General features: G+C 44.3%; 22 protein-coding genes. 4 read left to right on the forward strand and 18 right to left on the reverse strand.

Annotation, left to right across the window (positions count from 1 at the left end; genetic code table 11):
• Positions 1-290 precede the first annotated feature (290 nt).
• Positions 291-1,757 carry a sodium-dependent transporter gene (locus WJM94_RS16530; RefSeq protein WP_444495289.1) on the forward strand — a complete coding sequence of 489 codons (1,467 nt, stop codon included), beginning with the start codon at positions 291-293 and terminating at the stop codon, positions 1,755-1,757.
• Entirely contained in the window at positions 1,754-1,849 is a 96-nt protein-coding gene (locus WJM94_RS16535; RefSeq protein WP_017633863.1) for a MetS family NSS transporter small subunit, read from the forward strand. Before WJM94_RS16530 ends, WJM94_RS16535 begins: the two co-directional genes overlap by 4 nt.
• Positions 1,850-1,909: 60 nt before the next feature.
• Here WJM94_RS16535 and WJM94_RS16540 read toward each other — a convergent pair whose 3' ends face one another.
• From WJM94_RS16540 to yceD, 17 genes are all read right to left on the reverse strand, one after another.
• Complete coding sequence (locus tag WJM94_RS16540) at positions 1,910-2,311, reverse strand: hypothetical protein (RefSeq protein ID WP_444495290.1); 402 nt, start codon at positions 2,309-2,311, stop codon at positions 1,910-1,912.
• A 280-nt stretch (positions 2,312-2,591) separates the two neighbouring features.
• Positions 2,592-4,022, reverse strand: coding sequence for a PTS glucose transporter subunit IIBC (ptsG, locus tag WJM94_RS16545; protein ID WP_444495291.1), 1,431 nt, complete (start codon positions 4,020-4,022; stop codon positions 2,592-2,594).
• A gap of 601 nt (positions 4,023-4,623) precedes the next feature.
• Entirely contained in the window at positions 4,624-5,073 is a 450-nt protein-coding gene (locus WJM94_RS16550) for a hypothetical protein (RefSeq protein WP_444495292.1), read from the reverse strand.
• A complete protein-coding gene (locus WJM94_RS16555; protein WP_444495293.1) occupies positions 5,073-6,689 on the reverse strand; it encodes a PTS transporter subunit EIIC in 1,617 nt (538 codons plus the stop codon). Before WJM94_RS16555 ends, WJM94_RS16550 begins: the two co-directional genes overlap by 1 nt.
• A gap of 444 nt (positions 6,690-7,133) precedes the next feature.
• A complete protein-coding gene (locus WJM94_RS16560; protein WP_444495294.1) occupies positions 7,134-7,901 on the reverse strand; it encodes a TatD family hydrolase in 768 nt (255 codons plus the stop codon).
• Positions 7,892-8,854 (reverse strand): DNA polymerase III subunit delta', encoded by a 963-nt coding sequence (locus WJM94_RS16565; protein ID WP_444495295.1) that lies wholly within the window; start codon positions 8,852-8,854, stop codon positions 7,892-7,894. The genes WJM94_RS16560 and WJM94_RS16565 overlap by 10 nt, the downstream gene beginning before the upstream one ends.
• A 26-nt stretch (positions 8,855-8,880) precedes the next feature.
• Positions 8,881-9,513: a dTMP kinase gene (tmk, locus tag WJM94_RS16570; RefSeq protein ID WP_444495296.1), complete on the reverse strand. Its 633-nt coding sequence runs from the start codon at positions 9,511-9,513 to the stop codon at positions 8,881-8,883.
• On the reverse strand, positions 9,510-10,526 hold the full coding sequence (gene mltG / locus WJM94_RS16575; RefSeq protein WP_444495297.1) for an endolytic transglycosylase MltG: 1,017 nt from the start codon (positions 10,524-10,526) through the stop codon (positions 9,510-9,512). The genes tmk and mltG overlap by 4 nt, the downstream gene beginning before the upstream one ends.
• The gene (pabC, locus tag WJM94_RS16580) at positions 10,523-11,338 is read right to left on the reverse strand and encodes an aminodeoxychorismate lyase (RefSeq protein ID WP_444495298.1); all 816 of its coding nucleotides are present in this window, start codon (positions 11,336-11,338) and stop codon (positions 10,523-10,525) included. The genes mltG and pabC overlap by 4 nt, the downstream gene beginning before the upstream one ends.
• 125 nt (positions 11,339-11,463) lie before the next feature.
• On the reverse strand, positions 11,464-12,714 hold the full coding sequence (gene fabF / locus WJM94_RS16585; protein WP_444495299.1) for a beta-ketoacyl-ACP synthase II: 1,251 nt from the start codon (positions 12,712-12,714) through the stop codon (positions 11,464-11,466).
• 93 nt (positions 12,715-12,807) lie between these two features.
• Entirely contained in the window at positions 12,808-13,041 is a 234-nt protein-coding gene (gene acpP, locus WJM94_RS16590) for an acyl carrier protein (protein WP_004406112.1), read from the reverse strand.
• Between the two features lie 247 nt (positions 13,042-13,288).
• Positions 13,289-14,023, reverse strand: coding sequence for a 3-oxoacyl-ACP reductase FabG (fabG, locus tag WJM94_RS16595; protein WP_444495361.1), 735 nt, complete (start codon positions 14,021-14,023; stop codon positions 13,289-13,291).
• A 38-nt stretch (positions 14,024-14,061) separates the two neighbouring features.
• A complete protein-coding gene (fabD, locus tag WJM94_RS16600; RefSeq protein ID WP_444495300.1) occupies positions 14,062-14,985 on the reverse strand; it encodes an ACP S-malonyltransferase in 924 nt (307 codons plus the stop codon).
• Between the two features lie 75 nt (positions 14,986-15,060).
• Positions 15,061-16,011, reverse strand: coding sequence for a beta-ketoacyl-ACP synthase III (locus WJM94_RS16605; RefSeq protein WP_444495301.1), 951 nt, complete (start codon positions 16,009-16,011; stop codon positions 15,061-15,063).
• 5 nt (positions 16,012-16,016) lie between these two features.
• Positions 16,017-17,042, reverse strand: coding sequence for a phosphate acyltransferase PlsX (plsX, locus tag WJM94_RS16610; protein ID WP_444495362.1), 1,026 nt, complete (start codon positions 17,040-17,042; stop codon positions 16,017-16,019).
• A gap of 10 nt (positions 17,043-17,052) precedes the next feature.
• On the reverse strand, positions 17,053-17,223 hold the full coding sequence (gene rpmF / locus WJM94_RS16615; protein ID WP_011080823.1) for a 50S ribosomal protein L32: 171 nt from the start codon (positions 17,221-17,223) through the stop codon (positions 17,053-17,055).
• 59 nt (positions 17,224-17,282) lie between these two features.
• On the reverse strand, positions 17,283-17,807 hold the full coding sequence (gene yceD, locus WJM94_RS16620; RefSeq protein ID WP_444495302.1) for a 23S rRNA accumulation protein YceD: 525 nt from the start codon (positions 17,805-17,807) through the stop codon (positions 17,283-17,285).
• Between the two features lie 149 nt (positions 17,808-17,956).
• Between yceD and WJM94_RS16625 the strand changes: the two genes are divergently transcribed.
• The gene (locus WJM94_RS16625) at positions 17,957-18,538 is read left to right on the forward strand and encodes a Maf family protein (RefSeq protein WP_444495303.1); all 582 of its coding nucleotides are present in this window, start codon (positions 17,957-17,959) and stop codon (positions 18,536-18,538) included.
• Between the two features lie 60 nt (positions 18,539-18,598).
• Here the strand turns inward: WJM94_RS16625 and rluC are convergent, their stop codons facing one another.
• Complete coding sequence (gene rluC, locus WJM94_RS16630; protein ID WP_444495304.1) at positions 18,599-19,543, reverse strand: 23S rRNA pseudouridine(955/2504/2580) synthase RluC; 945 nt, start codon at positions 19,541-19,543, stop codon at positions 18,599-18,601.
• Between the two features lie 637 nt (positions 19,544-20,180).
• Here rluC and rne point away from each other — a divergent pair.
• Complete coding sequence (gene rne, locus WJM94_RS16635) at positions 20,181-23,282, forward strand: ribonuclease E (protein ID WP_444495305.1); 3,102 nt, start codon at positions 20,181-20,183, stop codon at positions 23,280-23,282.
• Positions 23,283-23,480: the final 198 nt, after the last annotated feature.

A 23,480-nucleotide genomic window follows, 5' to 3' on the forward strand; every position in this document is an offset into this window, starting at 1 on the left:
AACAAAATACTAAACTTAACATTTAGAATCTGTTGCGCTTATTATTATTAGAAGTTAGTCTGAATAACGAAAACAGATAAATATTTCAGTTTTATCAAACACACATCAACAATCTAAGAGTTAAACTCTAATTTCTCTTGAGTTAAGCAGCATATAACTTGGCAAATAAATAACAACTTAGAATTTAGGACATGAAAACTGATGGATAACAGTTGTCCTTACTTCTAAAAAATTGCCTTGCTGCTTACAAGGAGAGCTTCATTCCTTAGGGAGTCGTATAGGAGTCAAATATGAAGCGAGAACAATGGGGATCCCGAGCAGGGTTCATCTTAGCAGCAGTAGGATCAGCCATCGGGTTGGGTAACATTTGGCGTTTCCCATACATGGCATATGAAAATGGCGGCGGCGCATTTTTTATACCTTACCTTTTTGCCATGATCACTGCAGGTATTCCATTTATGATCCTAGAGTTCAGTATGGGACAAAAATACCGAGGTTCAGCACCAAAGACATTAGCTAAAATCCATTCAAAATTTGAATGGCTTGGCTGGTTTCAGGTTGGTGTTGCTGCAACAATCGCCGTTTACTACGTAGCAGTAATTGGTTGGTCTATCTCTTACTTTGGCATGTCGTTCAGCCAAAGCTGGGGAGCAGATACCAACGCTTTCTTCTTTAGTGAATACCTTAAGTTGGGTGACAATTCACCAACTAGCTTAGGTAGCATTCAGTGGAAAATCGCATTGTCTATGGTGATTGCTTGGGCAGTAACTTATGTCGCAATTGCCAGCGGCGTAAGATCAGGGATCGAGCGTGCATCAAAGATCATGATGCCAATCTTGTTCCTGATGGTTCTGTTCCTAATCGGTCGCATGATCTTCTTACCAGGTGCTTTGGCTGGTGTGAATTACATGTTCGAGCCTGATTTCAGTAAGATTTGGGACGTCAAAGTTTGGGCAGCGGCTTATGGTCAGATTTTCTTCACCCTAAGTATCGGTTTTGCCATCATGCTAGCCTACTCTAGTTACCTACCAGAGAAATCAGACATCACAAACAATGCGTTTATGACTGTATTGATCAACTGTGGTTTCTCTATTCTTTCGGGCATCATGATCTTCTCTGTGTTGGGCTACATGGCTCAAGAGCAAGGTAAACCGTTAACAGAAGTAGTTTCTGCTGGTGTGGGCCTAGCGTTTGTAACATTACCTGCGGCAATTAACCTGTTACCAGCTCCATACATTCTTGGTCCATTGTTCTTTTTTGCTCTGGTTGTAGCAGGCTTAAGCTCCCACATTTCGATCATGGAAGCAGTAACATCTGCGATCATCGATAAATTGAACTGGACTCGTAAGAAAGCTGCAAACGTAGTTATCGGCACTGGTTTCATCGTATCAATGGCATTTGCAACCAATGGTGGTCTACTACTGTTGGATCTGGTTGACCATTTCGCGAATAACATCGGTATCATGGTTGGTGGTCTGGTAGAAATCGTATTGATGGCATGGTTGCTTAATCGCGTTGCTGAAGTTCGCGGCTACGTTAACGAACGTTCTGATTTCTCTGTGGGTCAATGGTTTGAAATCTGCTTGCGTTTCGTAACCCCTGCCATGTTAGCGATTATCTTAGCGACTAAGCTATACGCTCTATTTACTGAAGGCTATGGCGGTTATGACTTGACGTTAGGTTGGGCAATTATCGCTGCGCTATTTATCTTCGGGCTATTAATTAACGCAGTAAACCGTAAGGAGACAACAAAATGACAATCAGTGCAATCATCATGATGGTTATTGGTCTGGGTATTACCTGGGGTGGTGCTGCGGTTTGCATAAAGCGCGCAATGAACAAGCAATAACATTTATTGCCTAGAATAAAAATGCCGGCTCGAAAGCCGGCATTTTTCATTGATGCTGAACTAGAAGCTGTATTTCACACCAAACGCTCCACCAAGTTGCAAATCAGCACCTTTGTAAAGATCAAGCTCAGGATGAAGTTGTGCGTACACGTCCCAACCTTGTGATAGATTCCAATTCACACCAAGTGGTACACGAAGACCAAACTCATCGTCCCACTCATACCAACCACCTACACCGACGTACCACGTCACAGGAACGCTCTGGTCAAACGAACCGCGTTTGGCAATGTAGTCAAAAGCCATACCATCGTTACCAATTATCCCACGATACGTTTTATCGATCTCAACAACCACACTCAATTGCTGATCAACTGCCATACCAACAGCCAGATTAGCAGGCTGATTAGCAGCCATTGCAGCGCTAGACAGAAGTCCCGCTGCTAGTATTAATTTCGTCTTCATACACGCTTATCAATTCTAAAAAAAACAACGTGCACAATTCAAACACGTGTGGATTTAATTATGTCAACGATGAGTAAGAAGGATGTATGGAAACACTCAAAAAAGTAAAGATGAGTTTAAAATCACACGAATGCAGGCAGGCTTTCCAATAAAGTAACGCCTTTCAATAGGTATAGATTGGCCCCGTAGCGTATCCGTAAGTAGAGTCCCATGATGCACAACACAAACATTAAAAAAGGAGGCCGAAGCCTCCTTTCAAGTCTTTCATGGACAACTGTGATTAGCCGTGGTTACGAATCCACTCATCCATTTCAGTTTTTAGGTTATCAGACTTAGTACCAAAGATAGCCTGAACACCACCAGCTACAACTACAACACCTGCTGCGCCTAGCTTTTTAAGTTTGTCTTGGTCAACAGCAGCAGTATCCGCTACTGCAACACGTAGACGAGTAATACACGCATCTAGACCAGTAATGTTAGCTTTACCACCGAATGCGGCTACTAGCTCACCACCCATGTCTGAGCCTGAAGTTGTTGATACCGTTTCAGTTTCGTCTTCACGACCAGGAGTTTTCAGGTCAAGAGCAGTAATAACTGCACGGAACACTACGTAGTAGATAACGGCGTAAACAAGGCCAACACCAATCATCAGAAGCATGTTCTTAGCGTTACCAGACAGAACTAAGAAGTCGATAAGGCCGTGAGAGAAAGAGGTACCGTGTACAAATCCTAGAGTATTCGAAACGACGTATGCAGAACCAGCTAGAAGAGCGTGGATACCGTATAGAAGTGGAGCAACGAATAGGAATGAGAACTCGATAGGCTCAGTGATACCAGTTAGGAATGAAGTCAACGCAGCTGACACCATGATACCCAGCACTTTCGCGCGGTTTTCAGGCTTCGCACAGTGAGCAATAGCAATTGCTGCCGCTGGAAGACCGAACATCTTGAACATGTAGCCACCCGCTAGCTGACCGAAGCCATTACCAGCAATACGAGATGCTTCGTCAGCAACCAGGTAACAAGTAAGTACACCGTGCTGAGCTTGACCAGCCGCGTTTACACAGCTACCTGCTTCGAAGAAGAAAGGTACGTTCCACACGTGGTGTAGGCCAAATGGAATTAGAGAACGTTCAACAATACCGTAGATACCAAATGCTAACTGTGGGTTTTGGTTTGCAGCCCAGTGAGAGAATGCACTGATACCACTACCGATTGGTGGCCAAATTACAGAAAGGATAACGCCTAGGATGATCGCACCGAAACCTGTGATGATTGGCACAGCACGTTTACCCGCAAAGAAGCCAAGGTATTCTGGAAGTTGGATTTTAAAGAAGCGGTTGAATGCCCAAGCAGCCAAACCACCACTCAAAATACCACCTAGAACACCTGTATCGATTTTTTCAACGCCCATAACACCAGCCATTACGCCTAGTGTCGCCGTCATGATACCGTAACCTACAATAGCAGCCAGACCTGCAACACCATCGTTATTTGTGAAGCCTAGAGCAACACCGACAGCAAATAGCAGAGCCATTTGGCCAAATACTGAACCACCAGCTTGTTCCATTAGGCTAGAAACAATATCTGGAATGAAACTCAGATGGGCAGCACCAACACCCAGTAGAATACCTGCAACTGGCAACACTGACACTGGAAGCATCAATGATTTACCAACTTTTTGCAGGTTAGCAAAAAGGTTTTTGAACATGTTCAAGCTCCTGATAAGTATATAAGTATTATTTGGGTATTAACGGCCACCCCCCGTAGCCTAAATGTTAGCACCCAATTAAGATGTAACCACAAATCGAGTATATTTTATGCTTCAAAATATATTATTGATAACCTTCAAAGTTCGAAGACAATAATCCTTTACAGATCACGAAAACAACAAATTCATTGATGAATTCCTCTAGTAAAAGAGAGTGAGTCATACTAGTCATCAACGGTTGTCCTTTTGTTACAAATTAAATAAATTTCATATACATAGACAACACACAAAGAGCACAAAATAGTAACGTCGATTCTAAATTCAATGGCCACCTTATCTATAAAGTGACAAAAAAATCTAACAGAAGCATAGGCGAGAAATGGCACTTCGCCCGCTGAAATCGTGAATAAATTAAACAAAGAAATTAATTGAAGTTACCACTGAATTCAGAATTAAAGAACGGACGAGAGATTTCCATCTTCAAGCATATTCTTTTACATCAAAGCAACGAATAGTTTAGAAATGAAGGGATGAATGGTTTGGCGCTTTAGAACATATAATTAAGCCCGCTATACATAGCGGGCTTAGATGTGAAACCTGGTTACTTCCGAGCATGTACCTCGTGCAACGGCTCTCTGTCATACATATAAAACTGTATCGCCGAGTACGCTGCATAGAGACCTAAGCTTGCAAAAAAATAAACAATTTTCTCTTTTTCTCGAGATAAATATGATGACAAATCACTTTGCGCCGTCCCGCAAATGCCCTCTACTCGAAGCAAGTACTTACCTAGTGACTTATTTATCATCTTATAACAAACAGCACAGTAACCTAGATATATACCAATAAAGGTCAATAGCATAATGACAACTATTGCCAATAAAATCGGTAGAGCAATATCATCGTTTAATGAAAAGCCCTTAACCTGGCCGCTCCATAGATTGGATGCGAGTAATGCAAGAACAGACAGTACGACCTGAGTAAACATCTTAGCTATCATCAGGTCGATAACGAATGCACCTGTTCTACGAAATTTGTCACCAATACTCATTATTTACCAAGTAGTGAGTTAATTTGAGCTTTGTAACCAGCAGCTTCAGCGCCGTAAATAGCCTGAATACCAGTATCGCCAACTTTAACCAAACCACGAGCACCAAGCTGTTGAGTCCAGAAATCGTTGTCTTTAACGTCAGCACCATTTTTAACAGTGATACGTAGGCGAGTGATACAAGCATCAACGTCAACGATGTTATCTGCACCACCTAGTGCTTCAATCATGTCTTTCGCTTTTTGTTTGTCACCAGCACCGCCTTTCGCTGCGTGGTAATCTTTCTTAGATACTACAGCTACTGCGCTGCCTTTGCGGCCCGGAGTCTTGATGTCGAACTTAACGATAAACCAACGGAAAACAAAGAAGTAAACAAACGCGTAAGCGATACCTACTAGAGGAATGAAGTACCAGTGGTTTTCAACGCCAGTTACACCAGGAAGAACACCAAATAGTGAGAAGTCAATGAAACCACCACTAAACGTCATACCAACTTTAACATTCAGCATGTCCATAAGCATGAACGATACACCAGCCAATGGCACGTGAATTGCGTAGTAAAGCGCTGGAGACAAGAATAGGAATGTAAATTCAATTGGCTCTGTAATACCTGTTAGGAACGCAGTTAGCGCAACAGAGAACAGTAGACCACCTGCAGCTTTCTTGTTTTCGTCATCCGCTAGTGTGTACATAGCGTATGCTGCTGCTGGCAAACCAAACATCATGAACGGGAATTTACCTGTCATGAAGTTAGTAGAAGTAAACTGAGAGAAATCGCCAGAAGCCAGAGATGCGAAGAACACGTTTTGTGTACCTTTGATCACTTCACCAGCAACCTCTGCTGTCGCGCCGATTTCTGTTTGCCATAGTGGCAAGTAGAACACGTGGTGTAGACCTACAGGGATTAAAGAACGCTCAATCACACCGAAGATGAAAGAAGCAATGTAGCCATGGCCAGATGCTGTCATTTCACCTAGTGCTGCACCGATCGCACCGAACGCGGCACCAAAGAATGGCCAAATGAAAGTCAGAACGATACCGTAGAACAGAGCGGCGAAAGCACTAATAATTGGAACGAAACGAGCGCCACCGAAGAAACCTAGGTAATCAGGCAGTTTTGCATCGTGATATTTGTTATGCAAAACAACAGTGATAGCACCAGCGATCAAACCACCAAATACACCCATACTTAGAGTCTTAGAAATACCTAATGTATCAGCTAATACACCAGCGTATTCACTACCCATAAGGATAACGGTATTTGCGTCAGCGTTGATCATGTTTGCAACAACTAGCGTTTTCGAGATAGCTACGTTCATAACCAGGTAAGAGATAAGAGCAGCTAGTGCTGCAGCACCCTTCTCAGCACGAGCGAAGCCAACAGCAATCGCCAAAGCAAACATTACAGGAAGGTTTGCAAATACGATACCGCCAGCGGCAGTCATAACTTGTAGGAAGCTATTTAGCATGCTTCCCTCTTGAAGCACGCCAATATTGTACGCTTCAATCATTGTAGGGTTAGTAAAACTACCCCCGATACCCAACATGATACCCGCAGCTGGTAGCAAAGCGATAGGCAGCATAATGGATTGCGAAAGTTTACTAAAGAAACCTTTCATTAGTTTTGCTCCTGATAGAATTTTTAGAATGTTAGAGGGCTAGCGGCACACCCCCGCAGCCTGAATGCTAGCCTCTATAGAAAATACAAAAGCGGACGCGATATATTTTCCAGCTCTAAATATATCGCGTAATTGGTACCGGTTTCTAGCAGATGCTGGAGTTTAGTTTCAAAGTAATAGACAGATCACAGTCTGCAACCCCTTAAGTAATGGATTTCATTCTAATTAACTTATTGTTTTTTAAAAATTTTATGAATGACAATATTAATTTTAAGGAGTAAATAAAATAGGGGATGTTGTTACTTTTCATCACAAAATAAATTTAGATTAAATTGATATCAAAAAAACAACAAATTTGGTTAACTACTCTGAAATTTTTAAACAGATTGAATTTTAGGTATAAAAAAAGGAGCCAAAGCCCCTTTTTAATCCAAATCTTTTTATCTATCGTAAAAAAAGATTTCGGAAATTATTGGTCGTTTTTAGTGCAACTTCCGAGAGGGAACAGGATTTAAGTTGAGCAATGTAGGATGCAACCTCAACAACATAAGCAGGTTGATTCTCTTTACCTCGGTGAGGAACTGGAGCCAAATAAGGCGAATCTGTTTCGATAAGCAACTTGTCTAGCGGAAGCATCTTGACTACTTCTTTAAGTTCAGTTGCCTGACGGAAAGTCACGATACCCGAGATAGAGATATAGAAACCTAAATCAAGCGCAGCTTCAGCAAAAGCGAGATCTTCAGTAAAGCAGTGGATAACACCACCACACTTGTCTGCACCGCCATTACGTAGAATATTCAGCGTATCTGCACGAGCATTTCTCGTGTGTATAATCAGTGGCTTATTAAACTCAACGGCTAAGTCTACATGCTGTTCAAAACGTTCTTTTTGCAGATCAGCGGTTTCTGGCTTGTAGTGATAATCCAAACCCGTCTCACCAATCGCGACAACCTTGTTATGTAAAGCATGCTTGCGAAGCGTCTCTAACGAAAATGCACTTTCTACATCCAGAGGATGTACGCCACAAGAAGCGTAAACATTTTCATATGGCTCTATCATTTCCATCATATTGGGAAACGAGTCCAAAGTTACGCCAACAGAGAGTAACTCTGTCACATTAGCCTGTTTGGCTTTGTTAATAACGTCTTCCACACCAGTATGGAGATCGTCGTAATTCAATTTGTCCAAATGACAATGCGAATCTACGAACATAATGCCTCTCGTGATTCAATTAACCAATTGATTGATAATAGCTCAAGGTTTAAGCCTGGAAATGCTTGCACTTGAGCCTTGATGCCCATCAGCTTTTTTGCTGAGGTATATAAACCGTTATAGCTTTTTTGCTGCAGCTTGTAGGCGCCCGGTAAGATGTCATCTTCAGAAACACCAAATTGAGCCTTCTGAGCATCAGTAAGTAGATACCACGCCCAGTTCAACGCTTTCTCCGGATTCTTCGCAATATAGGACGCACAGTGGAAAACATCCGCGACCGGAGATGACACAGCTTCAATGAAGTCACGTTCAAACTTGACATATTCATCCATTTCACCGCTGTTGAGTGCCTCCAGAGTTTTGATTGGAGAACCCATATTGAGCTTTAGCGCATAAGCGGGAAGCTGTGATGCCCCATGTGCGGTTAACCATTGCATCGCTTGCTCTGTTGATGGAGGAGTGACCACCCACTGCTGACACCGGCTTCGAATCGTCGGTAGTAAACGCTCCTGATTGTGAGTAACCAGCAAAAACAGACATTTTTCACCTGGTTCTTCGAGAGTCTTTAACAACGCGTTCGACGCCGATTCGTTCATCATGTCAGCAGGTTCGATGATGAATACACGATATCCGTTTAATTGTGACGACTCATGCGCGAGACGATTACATGCGCGAATTTGGTCAACTGTAATGGCCTTGCCTTCTTTCTCTGGAGTTATCCAGTGTAAGTCTGGATGGCTGTGTGACTGAACTAACTGGCAGCTATGGCAAAAGCCACACGCTTCGCTGCTGTAGTTCTGACAAAGAAGCGCGTGACTAAAGCATTCAACGAGCTGCTCAGCGGCTAAGCCCTGTTCACTTTGCAGGAGTAAAGCTCCGGGTATTCGATCTGAATCTAAACCAGCTTTCAGATTATCCCAAACCGGCTCTAACCATGGAAAATCATTTAACATGAGTAACCTATATCCCCTTTTTTCGCTTATTGGTGCGACAACCACTCATTTAACGCTTCTTGAATGTCTTGGGATACTTTATCAATGGTCTGCTCAGCATTGATGACCACAACAGACGGATCATTATTTGCGATATCCAGGTAACGCTCACGAGTACGTTCGAAGAAACTGATGTCCATCTTCTCGATGCGGTCCAGCTCACCACGCCCGCGAGCACGTTCAAGGCCGATTTTAGGATCAATATCCATATAAAGCGTTAAAGCTGGTTTAAAGTCACCAAGTGTCGTATCTCGAAGATTTTTCATTAAGGAAGCATCAATCTGACGCCCCCCACCCTGATATGCCTGAGAGGACATGTCATGGCGATCACCCACCACCCATTGCCCTTTGGCCAATGCCGGCTTAATGACGTTCTCAACGAGCTGTACGCGCGCCGCATAAAGCAACAGTAGCTCAGTCATATCTTGAAGTACTTCGCCCTCGTGCTCGTCTTTAACCAGCGCTCGCATCTTCTCTGCTAGAGGCGTTCCCCCCGGCTCACGAGTATTAACGATATCGTGGATACCAGCCTCGTTAAGGGTGTCCAGGACGGTTTTAATGGCTGTACTTTTACCCGCGCCTTCTAGGCCTTCTATGACAATAAAGTTCGCTTTCATCATTTATTCTTTCTTAATTCTCTTAAATAGGCTCGTACGGCACGATTGTGCTCGGCAAGAGATTTGGTAAACACATGCCCACCCTTACCGCTTGCAACAAAATATAAGTAGTCACTCTCTTCTGGATTCAGGGCAGCAACAATTGAAGCTTCACCCGCCATCGCGATTGGAGTGGGCGGTAACCCATTAATAACATAAGTGTTGTATGCCGTAGGTGTACGTAAATCTTTTTTGCGGATATTGCCATCGTACGCATCACCCATTCCGTAGATAACTGTTGGATCCGTTTGCAAACGCATACGCTTGTTCAGACGGTTAACAAACACCGATGCGACTCGCTCGCGCTCTGAGTCAATCGCCGTCTCTTTTTCGATGATAGAAGCTAAGATCAACGCTTGATATTTATCTTGAATCGGTAATTTTTCCTGACGCGACTCCCAGTGCGCATCAAGAATGCTGTTTAACTTCTGATGTGCGCGTTTGAGTAATTGGCTTTCACTCGTTCCTGCGGTGTAATGATACGTTTCAGCTAAAAACAGTCCTTCTAGCTTTTCACGCTCAATACCCAACTGAGAAGCCATCTCCTCCTCAGGTAGACCAGTCAAATCGTGCTCTACGTAAGGCGCATCCTTAAGCAGACTGACCCATTCAGAAAAACGGCTGCCTTCCACAAAGGTGATCGCGAACTGATGCTCCTTTCCTGTATTAAGGTGCTCTAATGCCTGATAGAGCGACATTTTAGGCTCGAGCTGATACGTACCAGCCCTTACTTGAAGCAGCTCCGGATAAAGACGCGGTATTAAACGGGTATAATCAGAAGCTTCGATAACTTGTCCTTTCACCAAGTCGCGTATTACCTGTTGAAAGCTTGTGCCATTTTCTACTGTAAATAGCTGAGGTTGCTCAAGTAGAATTGGCTTATTCACGTATTGCTTCGCCTGTGAAACAACGTAAAAAACACCTGCTGCGCCAATCAAAGCAATCAGCACAACAACAGCCAGCAGTTTTTTAATCACGTAGTTAGGTTTCCTTGCAGTCGTTTTGTCACTTTTCCTATTGGAAATTCAATCTTTTGGTTTGATGCCGCAATACTCGTCACCGGAGCGACACCTAATAATGAGTTACACATCCATACCTCGTCGGCTTTAAGCACATCAGGAAGAACAAAAGAGCCTACTTCCACACGGATGCCGTTGGCATGCAAAAACTCAAGCACCTTACGGCGCATAACGCCCGCAACACCGGACAAACTTAAATCTGGTGTATAGACATTATTATCTTTAACCCAAAAAAGGTTGGCCATTGTAGTTTCAATGACATGATTTTGCACATTTAACGTTACCGCATCGGCAAACTCAGTGCCTTCAATTTCGGCTTTCGCAAGGACTTGCTCCAAACGGTTATTATGTTTATGTCCCGCAAGGATAGGCTGAATGCCTAAGCGTGTCTCACATACACCAAGGCTCACGCCATTCTTTTGCCACAGAGCGTAATGACCGGGAAAAGCAAAGTTTGAAATGGTAACCATTGGACCATCAATTCCACTTGGGCTGTACCCTCGTCCACCTGTACCACGGCTGATATGAATTTTAACCCCTGCATATTCATCCTGCAGGACGGCTTTATTTGTCCATTCAAATACATCTTGCCAGTCAGGGAATGGGATCAGCAGCGTTTTTAAACATGCTTCCAACCGTTCGACGTGTTCAGGCCAGTACACCAACTCCCCCTTCTTTGTCAGGATAGTAGTGAAGCAACCATCACCATATTGGAAGGAACGATCGCCAAGCGAAACATGTGTTTGCGGAACTCCATTTACCCAAAACATTCGGCTACCTTTAAAATTGCGGATATCAAATAAAACAAAACGGCTCAATGCTAAGCATCGAGCCGTTAGAATACAAGTTCCACTTATCTAAATAAGGTTAGACAGTGTTACTCTGAGAACAAATGTTACTCGGCAAACTTTTTGAATACCAAAGAACCGTTTGTACCGCCAAAGCCAAACGAGTTACAGATTGCGTATTCCATGCCATCAACTTTGCGCGCAGTATGCGGTACAAGGTCAATATCTAAGCCTTCTTCTGGATCATCAAGGTTAATCGTTGGCGGTACAATTTGATCGACCAAAGACATCACCGTAATAATTGCTTCAACAGAACCTGCAGCACCTAATAGGTGACCAGTCATCGACTTAGTTGAAGAAACGAGAACTTGCTTCGCACCTTCTTCACCAAGAGCACGTTTCACACCCTTGATTTCAGCCACGTCACCAGCAGGAGTCGAAGTACCATGTGCGTTTACGTAACCCACTTGTGTACCTGTGATGTTAGCATCACGCATTGCTGCTTCCATCGCTAGTGCGCCACCTGAACCATCTTCACTTGGAGAGGTCATGTGGTAAGCGTCGCCAGACATACCGAAACCAACTAGCTCAGCATAGATCTTAGCACCACGAGCTTTCGCATGTTCGTACTCTTCAAGTACCATGATGCCAGCACCGTCACCTAGAACGAAACCGTCACGGCCTTTGTCCCATGGACGAGAAGCTTTCTGTGGTTCATCGTTACGAGTTGATAACGCTTTAGCAGCACCAAAGCCTGCCATACCTAACGGTGTTGACGCTTTTTCAGCACCACCAGCAACCATAGCATCTGCATCACCGTAAGCGATCATACGCGCTGCATGGCCAATGTTATGTAGACCAGTAGTACATGCTGTAGAAATCGCGATGTTTGGACCACGAAGACCACGCATGATAGATAGGTTACCCGCAACCATGTTTACGATGGTCGAAGGAACGAAAAATGGGCTAACTTTGCGAGGGCCTTTTTCTACTAACGCAGTGTGGCCTGTTTCAATTAGTTCTAGACCACCGATGCCTGAGCCGATTGCAACACCAACTCTAGCCGCGTTTTCTTCGGTAATTTGTAAGCCAGAGTCATCAATTGCTTGAATACCTGCTGCGATACCGTACTGGATGAATAGATCCATTTTACGAGCATCTTTCTTAGACATGTACTCTGTGCAATCGAAATCTTTAACAAGACCTGCAAAACGAGTTGAGAAATTTGTAGCATCAAAGTGCTCGATATTCACGATACCACTTTGACCTTCTAGCAGGGCTTTCCAAGATGATTCTACTGTGTTGCCTACCGGTGACAACATACCCATGCCAGTGACAACTACACGACGCTTGGACACGATATAATTCTCCGGGAATTGAATATTTCTATGAGAGGATAGAAGAAGTTAGAAAGAACACAGGCGGTCTAGGAGACCGCCTGGGAGAGATAATTACTGAGCGCTGTTTACGTAGTCGATTGCAGCTTGAACAGTAGTGATCTTCTCAGCTTCTTCATCAGGAATCTCAGTGTCGAATTCCTCTTCAAGAGCCATAACTAGTTCTACAGTGTCTAGAGAATCTGCACCTAGATCGTCAACGAAAGAAGCTTCGTTTTTAACTTCTGCTTCGTCTACACCTAGCTGTTCAACAATGATTTTCTTTACGCGTTCTTCGATGTTGCTCATTTTTTCTTTTCCTTTACAGATTTCGCCTAATGCGATGATTCCGTAGTTTATTCGAACTATTGAAAGTTGCAAGGGGGTCCTTGCTGGTCAAACCACAAAATTAGCGAATTTAACCGAATTTCAATACATTTTTGACTTAAATCATGCACAAATCTTGCGCATAAGCATGACAAGTTCATGACAGTTAGATGCAACTATAAGCCATTCTTCACAATGTAAAATAGCTTATTTTGCAAAAACTGTCGTATTAAACCATGTACATGCCACCATTTACATGCAAAGTCTCACCAGTAATGTACGCAGCTTCAGGTGAAGCTAAGAACGCAACTGCTGATGCAATCTCACGTGGATCACCTAGTCGACCTGCTGGCACGTTCGCCAACGTTGCTGCACGTTGCTCGTCATTTAGCGCCTTAGTCATGTCAGTTTCGATGAAACCTGGAGCAACTGTGTTTACAGTTACGCCACGAGAAGCAACTTCACGAGCCATCGATTTAGTGAAACCGATCACACCCGCTTTCGCTGCAGCGTAGTTAGTTTGGCCAGCGTTACCCATAGTGCCCACAACTGAACCTACGTTGATGATACGGCCAGAACGCTTTTTCATCATGCCGCGCAATACTGCTTTAGACATACGGAAAATTGGCGTTAGGTTTGTATCGATGATGTCGTTCCACTCATCATCTTTCATACGCATTAATAGGTTGTCGCGAGTGATACCTGCGTTGTTGACCAGGATATCGATCACACCAAATTCATCATTGATGGTTTTTAGTGTTGCTTCGATAGACTCAACGTCAGTTACGTTAAGAGCCAAACCTTTACCGTTTTCACCAAGGTATTCACTGATAGCAGCAGCACCGCTTTCAGACGTTGCAGTACCGATTACTGTTGCACCGCGTTCAACAAGAAGTTCAGCAATTGCACGACCAATGCCACGGCTTGCGCCTGTCACTAGAGCAATCTTACCTTCTAGATTCATCATGTTCTGTTTTCCTTTTATTATCGTGTTTTTCTAAATTACTTAGCCGCTTCTAACGATGCTACGTCGTTAACTGCTGCTGCATTTAGGGATTTCACGATACGTTTAGTTAGACCTGTCAGAACTTTGCCAGGACCAAGCTCAAGAAGGTTTTCTACGCCTTGCTCACTCATTAGCTCTACGCTCTCAGTCCAGCGAACTGGGCTGTATAGCTGACGAACAAGTGCTTCTTTAATTTTTGCAGGATCGGTTTCAGCTGCCACATCTACGTTGTTGATGACCGGAAGCTGTGGAGTATTAAACTCGATCGACTCTAGAGCAACAGCCAGTTTCTCAGCAGCTGGCTTCATTAGCGCACAGTGAGAAGGTACTGAAACTGGAAGAGGAAGTGCACGCTTCGCACCCGCTTCTTTACATAATGCACCAGCGCGCTCTACTGCGTCTTTGCTACCAGCGATCACAACTTGACCTGGAGAGTTAAAGTTTACTGGAGAAACCACTTCGCCTTGCGCTGCTTCTTCACACGCTTTTGCAATAGCTTCATCATCCAAGCCAATGATTGCGTACATTGCACCAGTACCTGCAGGTACGGCTTCTTGCATTAGCTTGCCACGCAGCTCAACAAGTTTGATTGCTTCTTTAAAATCAATCACACCTGCACATACAAGTGCTGAATACTCACCCAAGCTGTGACCCGCAAGGTTTGCAGGTTGCTCAAGACCAAGCTCTTGCCATACACGCCAAATAGCCACAGACGACGCTAACAATGCAGGCTGTGTACGGAAAGTTTGGTTTAAATCTTCAGCAGGGCCATTTTGAACAAGCGACCATAGATCGTAACCTAGCGCGTCAGATGCTTCTGCAAATGTTTGTTTTACTACGTCATATTGTTCGCCAAGTTCAGCCAGCATACCTACTGCTTGAGAACCTTGACCTGGAAATACGATAGCAAACTTGCTCATGTTGTTTTCCTTTAAGCAATGTAAAAATAAATAAGATGCACTTTGTGCACCTTAAATTTTGAATTCTCGTGAAACTTAGAACTTCACCAGAGCTGAGCCCCAGGTAAAACCGCCACCAAATGCTTCAAGCAGCAAAGTTTGTCCACGCTTAATACGACCATCACGTACCGCTTCGTCCAGCGCAGTCGGTACTGTCGCCGCCGATGTATTACCATGCTTATCTAGTGTTAGGACAACTTGGTCCAGAGACATTGACAGCTTCTTGGCTGTAGCCGAGATAATACGGTAGTTCGCTTGATGCGGCACTAACCAGTCTAGCTCAGACTTGTGCATGTTGTTTGCTTCAAGCGTGTCTTTAACCAGTTTAGACAACTGAGTTACAGCAACTTTGAATACTTCGTTACCTGCCATGTGGAGCCATTTATCGGCATCTTTACCGCGCTCAGGTACTTCTAGGCTCAGTAGGTCGCCAAATTGGCCATCGGCATTGATGTGCGTAGAAATAATTCCTGGCTCTTCGCTTGCACCAACAACGACTGCACCCGCTCCATCCCCAAATAAAATAATGGTCGAACGGTCAGTCGGATCACATGTTTTTGATAACGCGTCAGCACCAATCACAAGTACGTTTTTACACATACCCGTTTTAATGTGTTGGTCTGCAACAGATAAGGCATAAATAAAACCCGAACAAGCAGCGGCTAAGTCAAAAGCCGGACAACCTTTAATGCCAAGCTTTCCTTGCACCTGACACGCAGATGAAGGGAAAGTATGGCTACTGCTAGTAGTAGCTACAATAATAAGATCGATGTCGTTCTTATCTATGCCTGCCATATCGATAGCGTTTTCAGCTGCGTAGAATGCCATGTCAGCCACAGTTTCATCTTCTGCAGCGATTCGACGCTCTTTAATACCCGTGCGAGCAACGATCCACTCATCACTTGTATCTACCATTTTCTCCAGATCTGCGTTAGTACGCACCTGAGATGGCAGGTAGCTGCCAGTACCTAAAATTTTGCTATACATGAAGACTAATAATGCCTCTCGAGTAAAACCGCTTCCAAACGATCGCTAATACGGCTTGGTACTTGTCGTTTGACCTCGTGTACTGCCTCTCCAAGTGCATTGACAATTGCAGATACATCAGCGCTTCCATGGCTTTTAATGACAATGCCGCGCAATCCTAGCAAACTTGCGCCGTTATACTGGTCGGGGTTCAGTGTTTTTAGTTCATTAAATAGCCGAGAAAACAATTTTCTAGCTATCCAACCCTTTATCGTAGATGCCATCATACTGGTTTTAATTTTTTCGATAAAAAGTTGAGCTGTTCCTTCACTGGCTTTTAAACATACGTTACCGACAAATCCATCACAAACGATGACATCAGCAACGTCATGCAATATTTGATTACCTTCAATATAACCAACAAAATTAATTGCGTCGGTTTGAGAAAGCATTTCTGCGCAGCGCTTAACCAAATCATTCCCTTTTATTTCTTCTGCACCGATATTCAGTACCGCTACACGAGAGGGACGACCTAAATGTTGTTCAGCTAAAGCACTGCCCATCACAGCAAACTGAAACAAACTGTCAGCGTCGCATGATACATTCGCACCAAGATCCAGCATCCAGGTTCGTTTACCGCTAATGGTCGGTAAAGCGGAAACTAAAGCTGGACGATCAATACCAGGAAGTAACTTGAGGATAAAGCGCGACAGCGCCATCAATGCGCCAGTATTACCGCCACTGACACAAGCGTCCGCTTTTTGATCAGATACAAGATCGATAGCTTTACGCATAGAGCTGTTTTGGCTATTACGCAATGCTAAAGATGGTTTTTCCGAGTTAGAGATGACTTTTTCGGTATGGAGAATAGTCAAACGGGAACTGGTAGAAGTACCTAATTGAGATAATTGAGATGTGATCAGGGATTGATCACCAATAAGGATCACTTTTAGCTCTGGGAAATGAGACAGTGCCTGCACGGCGGCAGGCACTGTTACGCGAGGACCGAAATCCCCGCCCATTGCATCAAGTGCAACGGTAATAGCTTGCAAAGGATCAACCTTACTTGTTGATAACCTTCTTGCCACGGTAGTAACCTTCAGCAGTTACGTTGTGGCGTAGGTGAGTTTCACCAGAAGTCGCGTCTACAGATAGTGCAGCTGTAGTTAGCGCATCGTGTGAACGACGCATACCGCGCTTAGAACGAGTTTTACGGTTTTGTTGTACGGCCATTGACCCTACTCCTATACTATTGGGTTAAAAACCTGAAGAAGAATCAGCTACCACACCAATTACTTTTTCAGACTTTTCAAAACGTCGAATGGATTCGGTTTCTTTTCCTCAATTTCTTCAGGAAGCTCACCAAAAACCATGTTATTTGAATCAACGCTACAATCCGCTTCATCGTGCATCGCTATTTGAGGTAATGCTAAGATGAACTCGTCTTCAACCAGTTGTATAAGGTCTAATTCACCGTACTCATTTAGATCTACCAAATCATAAATTTCTGGTGCTTCCTCTTCCGTCTTCTCACCGTAGTAAGGAGTGTAAAGGAATTCAACTTCACACATGTGTGTGAATACCTCATTACAACGCTGACATTCTAATTCGACTTCGATGTTAGCTTTACCAGAGATAACAACGAGTCGCTGTTCATCTATCTCAAATGACAATGAGACTTCTGCGTCGCGTTTTACGCCTTCAGTTGCATCCGCTAAGCGCTTGAAAAGACTGGTTTGGATGATGCCATTGTAGTCCAATCGTTTCTGTGCGGCCTTCGCCGGATCAACCGTTCGCGGTATTTTTACCTTTTGCATAGGGCGCGAATATTATCTTCCAAATCAAAATTAGTCAAAGAAAAAGGCAAAAAAATTGTACTTTTTTGCGCTTATCATACAGAGCATTAGCCAGAATCATTTTTAATCGATTATCCTATCGGAAATGCTCCTGCAAATTGTAATTCAAAATGAAAAATTACCAACTGGTTTTAGCCTCAACCTCTCCATTTCGTAAACAACTGCTTGAAAAGCTCTCCGTGCCTTTTATCTGTTTAACACCAAATTGTGATGAAACGCCGTTAGATGACGAGAAACCGCTGGATCTCGTTATGCGACTCGCCGCGAATAAAGCAACCTCTTGCTCGACAGATCAACCAAGTTTGGTCATCGGAAGTGATCAAGTTTGTGTGATTAATAATAAAATCGTCGGCAAGCCACTCAATCGTGAAAATGCCATCGAGCAACTATTAGCTCAAAGTGGCAACGTCATCACGTTCTATACTGGTCTCGCTGTCCACAATACCGCCACCAACCACACCGAAATTGGTTACGATACGTTTGAAGTCCACTTCCGAACCTTAACTCGTGAACAGATAGAACGCTACGTAGACAGAGAAGAGCCGTTCTACTGCGCGGGCAGTTTCAAAAGTGAAGGAATGGGAATATGCTTATTCAAGAAACTTATAGGTAAAGACCCGAACACGCTCGTGGGTCTGCCGTTGATTGATTTGATAGACATGTTACGAGTTCAGGGACTTGAGATTCTCTAGCTCAGTACAAAAAAGGGAGCACATAGCTCCCTTTAATAATTCTTGGACTAAATATCGCGTTTACGCCTTTCTTAAACCTGCCAGCAATTTTTCCAGCTTAGGTTCCATCGGCGCATTGACTTCCATCCATTCATCGTTTGAAGGGTGCTGGAACTTAATATTCGCCGCATGCAAGAACAAACGGTCTAATCCTAATTGCCCGGTATAAGCATCGAAACGGCGGTCACCATAGCGGTCATCCCAAGCGATAGGGTGACCCGTGTACTGAGTATGCACACGAATCTGGTGAGTACGCCCCGTAATTGGACTTGCTTGGATCAGCGTCGCCTGCTCGAACTTCTCCAAAATCTTAAAGCGTGTTTCTGACGGTTTACCGTTTGGATTAACACGAACAATGCTGTTCACTTCGTTTTTAAGCAGTGGCGCGTTGACTACATTGCAACTACTCTTCCACTGCCCCATCACTAACGCAAAGTAAAACTTCTTCACCGTCTTCGCTCGGAACTGTGCTTGAAGGTGACGAAGCGCGGAACGTTTTTTGGCTACAAGTAAAATGCCGGAGGTATCACGGTCAATCCGATGTACGAGCTCCAAGAAGCGGGCTTCAGGGCGCAAAGCACGAAGAGCTTCAATAGCGCCAAATTTCAAACCACTGCCACCATGAACCGCAGTACCAGAAGGTTTGTTAAGAATCAGCATATGATCATCTTCAAAGATGATCATATTCTCAAGCTCAGCGACTCGATTAAGTTTGGTGCTTGGTGCTACATCCTCTTCCTTCTCTTCCACCGTTACAGGAGGAATACGAACCAGATCACCCGCTTTTAGTTTGTACTCTGCCTTAATGCGCTTTTTATTAACACGCACCTCTCCTTTACGCACAATTCGATAAATCATGCTTTTAGGAATGTCTTTTAATTGGTTACGCAAGAAGTTATCAATGCGTTGACCTGCCATGTCTTCGTCGATGTCGACAAACTGGACTTTAGTTCTTATTTCGCTCATGCGCGCTATTGTAAACGCAATTAGACATGACTTCACATTATTCTTTCCGCAAAAGAATTACTTGCCGGTGTAAACAGCGTTAAAATCATCCAAGCTTTTGTTTAAATTATTAAAACTCTCTCATGAGTTTCTGGCATGTTTTGTGTCTTGCACAGTTTAGCCAGTTCAATTGCTTAGGAAACAGCCAGTTATAAAATGCAAAATTTGAATTTTGTGGCAATTTTTTTATCGTTTGCACTAAAGCAGATTGCTGATAGCGACGCGCACTGCTATAGTTCACAGCTGCTAAGGAAGGTTTGGTTACATTTTATTCACAGCCACTCATTACTCCTCAAGCAATGCGAGTAGAACGTTGAAGATCAGGTGCAGCATTGGCGTAAGACACATTGAATTCGACACACTTGCCACCCTACTCCTCGCATATTCACGTTGAGTACCTACCGCCCTAATAGCGGGTTACAAGTCTACGTTTCTAACAGAAACCAGAAGAGACTTGTGATAACTGAAGTGCCCTAGAGCATCCCCTTCCAGCCGGGAGGCTGCAATATATAAGTCATGGGATCAGGCACCGTGGAACAGCGACAAAACAGTGGCAAGTTGACAAGAAAGATAAGAGAAAAGACAACGAGAATTTTCAATGAAAAGAATGTTAATTAACGCAACTCAAAAAGAAGAGTTGCGTGTCGCTCTGGTTGATGGCCAGCGACTTTTCGATCTTGATATCGAGAGTCCGGGGCATGAGTCAAAAAAAGCGAATATCTACAAAGGACGTATCACACGTATCGAACCAAGCTTAGAAGCCGCATTTGTTGATTACGGTGCTGAGCGTCACGGTTTCCTCCCTCTCAAAGAAATTGCCCGCGAATATTTCCCTGAAGGTTACACTTACCAAGGTCGCCCTAGCATTAAAGAAGTGCTGACTGAAGGCCAAGAAGTCATTGTTCAGGTAGAAAAAGAGGAACGTGGTAGCAAGGGCGCAGCCCTGACTACTTTCATTTCTCTGGCTGGTAGTTACCTTGTTCTTATGCCGAACAACCCACGTGCTGGCGGTATCTCTCGTCGCATCGAAGGTGACGAGCGTACTCAACTAAAAGCCGCACTAAGTACACTTGAACTACCGCAAGGTATGGGTCTGATTGTACGTACTGCGGGTGTTGGGAAGAGTGCAGAAGAACTTGAATGGGATCTGAACGTATTGCTTAACCACTGGGGTGCAATTAAAGGCGCGGCAGACTCTAACCCTGCTCCGTTCCTTATTCACCAGGAAAGTAACGTAATCGTTCGTGCAATCCGTGACTATTTGCGTCGTGATATTGGTGAAATCCTCATCGATAGCAACACCATTTACGAACGTGCAAAAGAGCATATTCAACTGGTTCGCCCTGATTTCATTAACCGCGTTAAGAAATACGACGGTGAAGTACCACTGTTCAGCCACTACCAAATTGAAAGCCAAATCGAATCCGCTTTCCAACGTGAAGTGCGTCTGCCATCTGGTGGTTCAATTGTTATCGACCCAACTGAAGCGCTAACTTCAATCGATATCAACTCTGCTCGTGCAACAAAAGGCGGCGATATCGAAGAGACGGCTCTTAACACAAACCTGGAAGCAGCAGACGAAATCGCTCGTCAATTACGTCTGCGTGACTTAGGTGGTCTGGTTGTTATCGACTTTATCGATATGACCCCAGTTCGCCACCAGCGTGAAGTGGAAAACCGTCTGCGTGAAGCTGTTCGTCTGGATCGTGCTCGCGTTCAAATTGGCCGTATCTCGCGCTTCGGTCTGCTGGAAATGTCTCGTCAACGCTTGAGCCCATCTCTAGCAGAAGCGAGCCACCACATCTGTCCACGTTGTAGCGGTACAGGTGTTGTACGTGACAACGAATCTTTGGCGCTTTCTGTTCTTCGTTTGATCGAAGAAGAAGCACTTAAAGACAACACAGCACAAGTACTGGCTGTCGTTCCGGTTCCAATTGCATCTTACCTTCTAAACGAAAAACGTCGCTCGATTAACCACATCGAACGTATTCAGGAAGTGAAAATTACGGTTGTTCCTAACTCGGATATGGAAACGCCACACTTCGAAGTGATTCGTGTCCGTGAAGGTGAAGAGTTTGACCTGATTTCATACTTACTGCCTCAAAAGCTGGAAGCAATGAAAGAAGCTGAGGGTAAAGAGCCAGCGGAAGTTGATATCAAGCCTAAGCGAATTGAAGAGCCTGTACTTAAAGGTTTTGCTTCTCCTGCTCAATCTGCACCAGCTCCTGTTTCTAAACCAGCACCAGCAGTTAAGAAAGAAGCAGCAGTACAGGAAGAGACTCGTCCAGGTCTATTCACTCGCTTATTCAAAGCGATTGGTAGCTTCTTGTTTGGTGGTTCTGAGCAAGTAAAAGAAGAACCGAAACAAGACGAAGACAAAGCGTCTAATCGCGATAACAAACGTAACAAACGTGATCGCAATGACCGCCGTCGAAGCAACCAACGCGACAGCCGTGACAGCCGCGAAAATCGTGATAGCAGAGACAATCGAGATAACCGACGTCGTCGTAAGCCACGTGACGAACAGGCGAACGAACAGATTGATACTCAGCAACCAGCGAGCAAGCAACAAAGCCGTAATCAAAAGCGTAAACCAAAAGCTCCACAAGCAGAGAAAGCTCAAGAGCCAAAAGTAAACGCCAAAGTGGCGGAAAAAGGACTGCAGCTTGCGGCTGAAGCACGCTCTGAAGTTAAACCTGAAGAAAGCAAAGCGAAGCCAAGCGTTAAAACAGAGAAAGTTAAAGAAAGACGTCAGCGTCGTAAACTAAACAAATCTGTACGCGTTAAAGATCAGCAAGCTGCTGAGCAAGAGGCAGAAGAAACTTTAGTTACTGCTCCAGAAGTCGTTGAGTCTCTGGTTGAGCAACCACTTGAATCAGCTGAAGCGCAACAAGACAGCCAACAGGCCGAGTCGAAACAACGCCGCAATCGTCGTTCTCCACGTCACCTTCGTGCAAGTGGTCAACGTCGTCGCCGTGGTCGCGATCGTCGCCCTAACCCATTCCGCCTGCGTAAAGGTGGCGTAGCCTCTCCTGAGATGGCAATGGGTAAAGTAATGCCACGTTACATTCCGAAACCAGCGCCTAAGAAGGAAGAGCGAGTTAAGGAAGAAGCTGTGGTAACAGCAGCACCGACTATGCAAGGTGGTTTCGCATGTCCTGAGATGGCAATGGGTAAAATTATTATCCGTCGCGAACTACCAGTGGTTGCTGAAGTGCCGGTTGTAGAGCCTAAAGTTCGAGAAGTGGTTGAAACGAAAGTTGAAGCACCTGTTGCTGACAAAGTAATTGCAGAGCCAGTGGTAGCGGAGCCAGTACTAGCTGAACAAACTCCAGAAGAACCAATCGTGGAAACGGTAGCCGCTCCTGTAGTTGAAACGGCAGAAGCGTTAGCTGAAACTGCACCAGCTCAAGAGCAAATTGCAGAGCCAGTTAACGCAGCAGTAGTTGACGACATTGAAATCGCAGAAGAGATTGAAGTTCCGGTTAAAGTACAAGAGACTCCAGCTGAAGTTATCAAAGTTGTCGCGAAGCCACGAGCAAGCGCACCAATGACAAAAGCACCTGGTCCTCAAGAACTACGTGAAATCGAAGTTACTGCGGCACCATTAAGAGTCGAGCGCTACCAACCAAAAGGCGCGGGTAGCCAAGTAGCAAGGAACCAAGCTTCAGCTGCTATGACCAAACCAAACTTTGACTAATTGAAGTATTCAATAGTTTGAAAAGTAAAACAAAAGGCTGCCAACGGGCAGCCTTTTTAATCTCTATCGATTCACTCTAATTATTCATAATAAGATCAACGGCTGATCACAATTGTGGGGCATTATCCGTATCATTCTTGAACTTAATCACACTTTTCGGTAGCATTCGCCGACTCAAGTTTTCGACACCATTCTGAT

This window comes from Vibrio sp. YIC-376 (genome assembly GCF_052353105.1).
GTDB lineage: Bacteria > Pseudomonadota > Gammaproteobacteria > Enterobacterales > Vibrionaceae > Vibrio.

Bases quoted from the DNA above. Each gene is read 5' to 3' on its own strand.
- tmk (WP_444495296.1), bottom strand. From the start codon at position 9,513: ATGATGAAAGCGAACTTTATTGTCATAGAAGGCCTAGAAGGCGCGGGT.
- WJM94_RS16535 (WP_017633863.1), top strand. From the start codon at position 1,754: ATGACAATCAGTGCAATCATCATGATGGTTATTGGTCTGGGTATTACC.
- fabG (WP_444495361.1), bottom strand. From the start codon at position 14,023: ATGAATCTAGAAGGTAAGATTGCTCTAGTGACAGGCGCAAGCCGTGGC.
- rluC (WP_444495304.1), bottom strand. From the start codon at position 19,543: ATGAGCGAAATAAGAACTAAAGTCCAGTTTGTCGACATCGACGAAGAC.
- ptsG (WP_444495291.1), bottom strand. From the start codon at position 4,022: ATGTTCAAAAACCTTTTTGCTAACCTGCAAAAAGTTGGTAAATCATTG.
- pabC (WP_444495298.1), bottom strand. From the start codon at position 11,338: ATGTTTTGGGTAAATGGAGTTCCGCAAACACATGTTTCGCTTGGCGAT.
- WJM94_RS16625 (WP_444495303.1), top strand. From the start codon at position 17,957: ATGAAAAATTACCAACTGGTTTTAGCCTCAACCTCTCCATTTCGTAAA.
- fabD (WP_444495300.1), bottom strand. From the start codon at position 14,985: ATGAGCAAGTTTGCTATCGTATTTCCAGGTCAAGGTTCTCAAGCAGTA.
- yceD (WP_444495302.1), bottom strand. From the start codon at position 17,807: ATGCAAAAGGTAAAAATACCGCGAACGGTTGATCCGGCGAAGGCCGCA.
- WJM94_RS16555 (WP_444495293.1), bottom strand. From the start codon at position 6,689: ATGAAAGGTTTCTTTAGTAAACTTTCGCAATCCATTATGCTGCCTATC.
- WJM94_RS16550 (WP_444495292.1), bottom strand. From the start codon at position 5,073: ATGAGTATTGGTGACAAATTTCGTAGAACAGGTGCATTCGTTATCGAC.
- rpmF (WP_011080823.1), bottom strand. From the start codon at position 17,223: ATGGCCGTACAACAAAACCGTAAAACTCGTTCTAAGCGCGGTATGCGT.
- WJM94_RS16605 (WP_444495301.1), bottom strand. From the start codon at position 16,011: ATGTATAGCAAAATTTTAGGTACTGGCAGCTACCTGCCATCTCAGGTG.
- acpP (WP_004406112.1), bottom strand. From the start codon at position 13,041: ATGAGCAACATCGAAGAACGCGTAAAGAAAATCATTGTTGAACAGCTA.
- WJM94_RS16540 (WP_444495290.1), bottom strand. From the start codon at position 2,311: ATGAAGACGAAATTAATACTAGCAGCGGGACTTCTGTCTAGCGCTGCA.
- rne (WP_444495305.1), top strand. From the start codon at position 20,181: ATGAAAAGAATGTTAATTAACGCAACTCAAAAAGAAGAGTTGCGTGTC.
- WJM94_RS16560 (WP_444495294.1), bottom strand. From the start codon at position 7,901: ATGTTCGTAGATTCGCATTGTCATTTGGACAAATTGAATTACGACGAT.
- WJM94_RS16565 (WP_444495295.1), bottom strand. From the start codon at position 8,854: ATGTTAAATGATTTTCCATGGTTAGAGCCGGTTTGGGATAATCTGAAA.
- WJM94_RS16530 (WP_444495289.1), top strand. From the start codon at position 291: ATGAAGCGAGAACAATGGGGATCCCGAGCAGGGTTCATCTTAGCAGCA.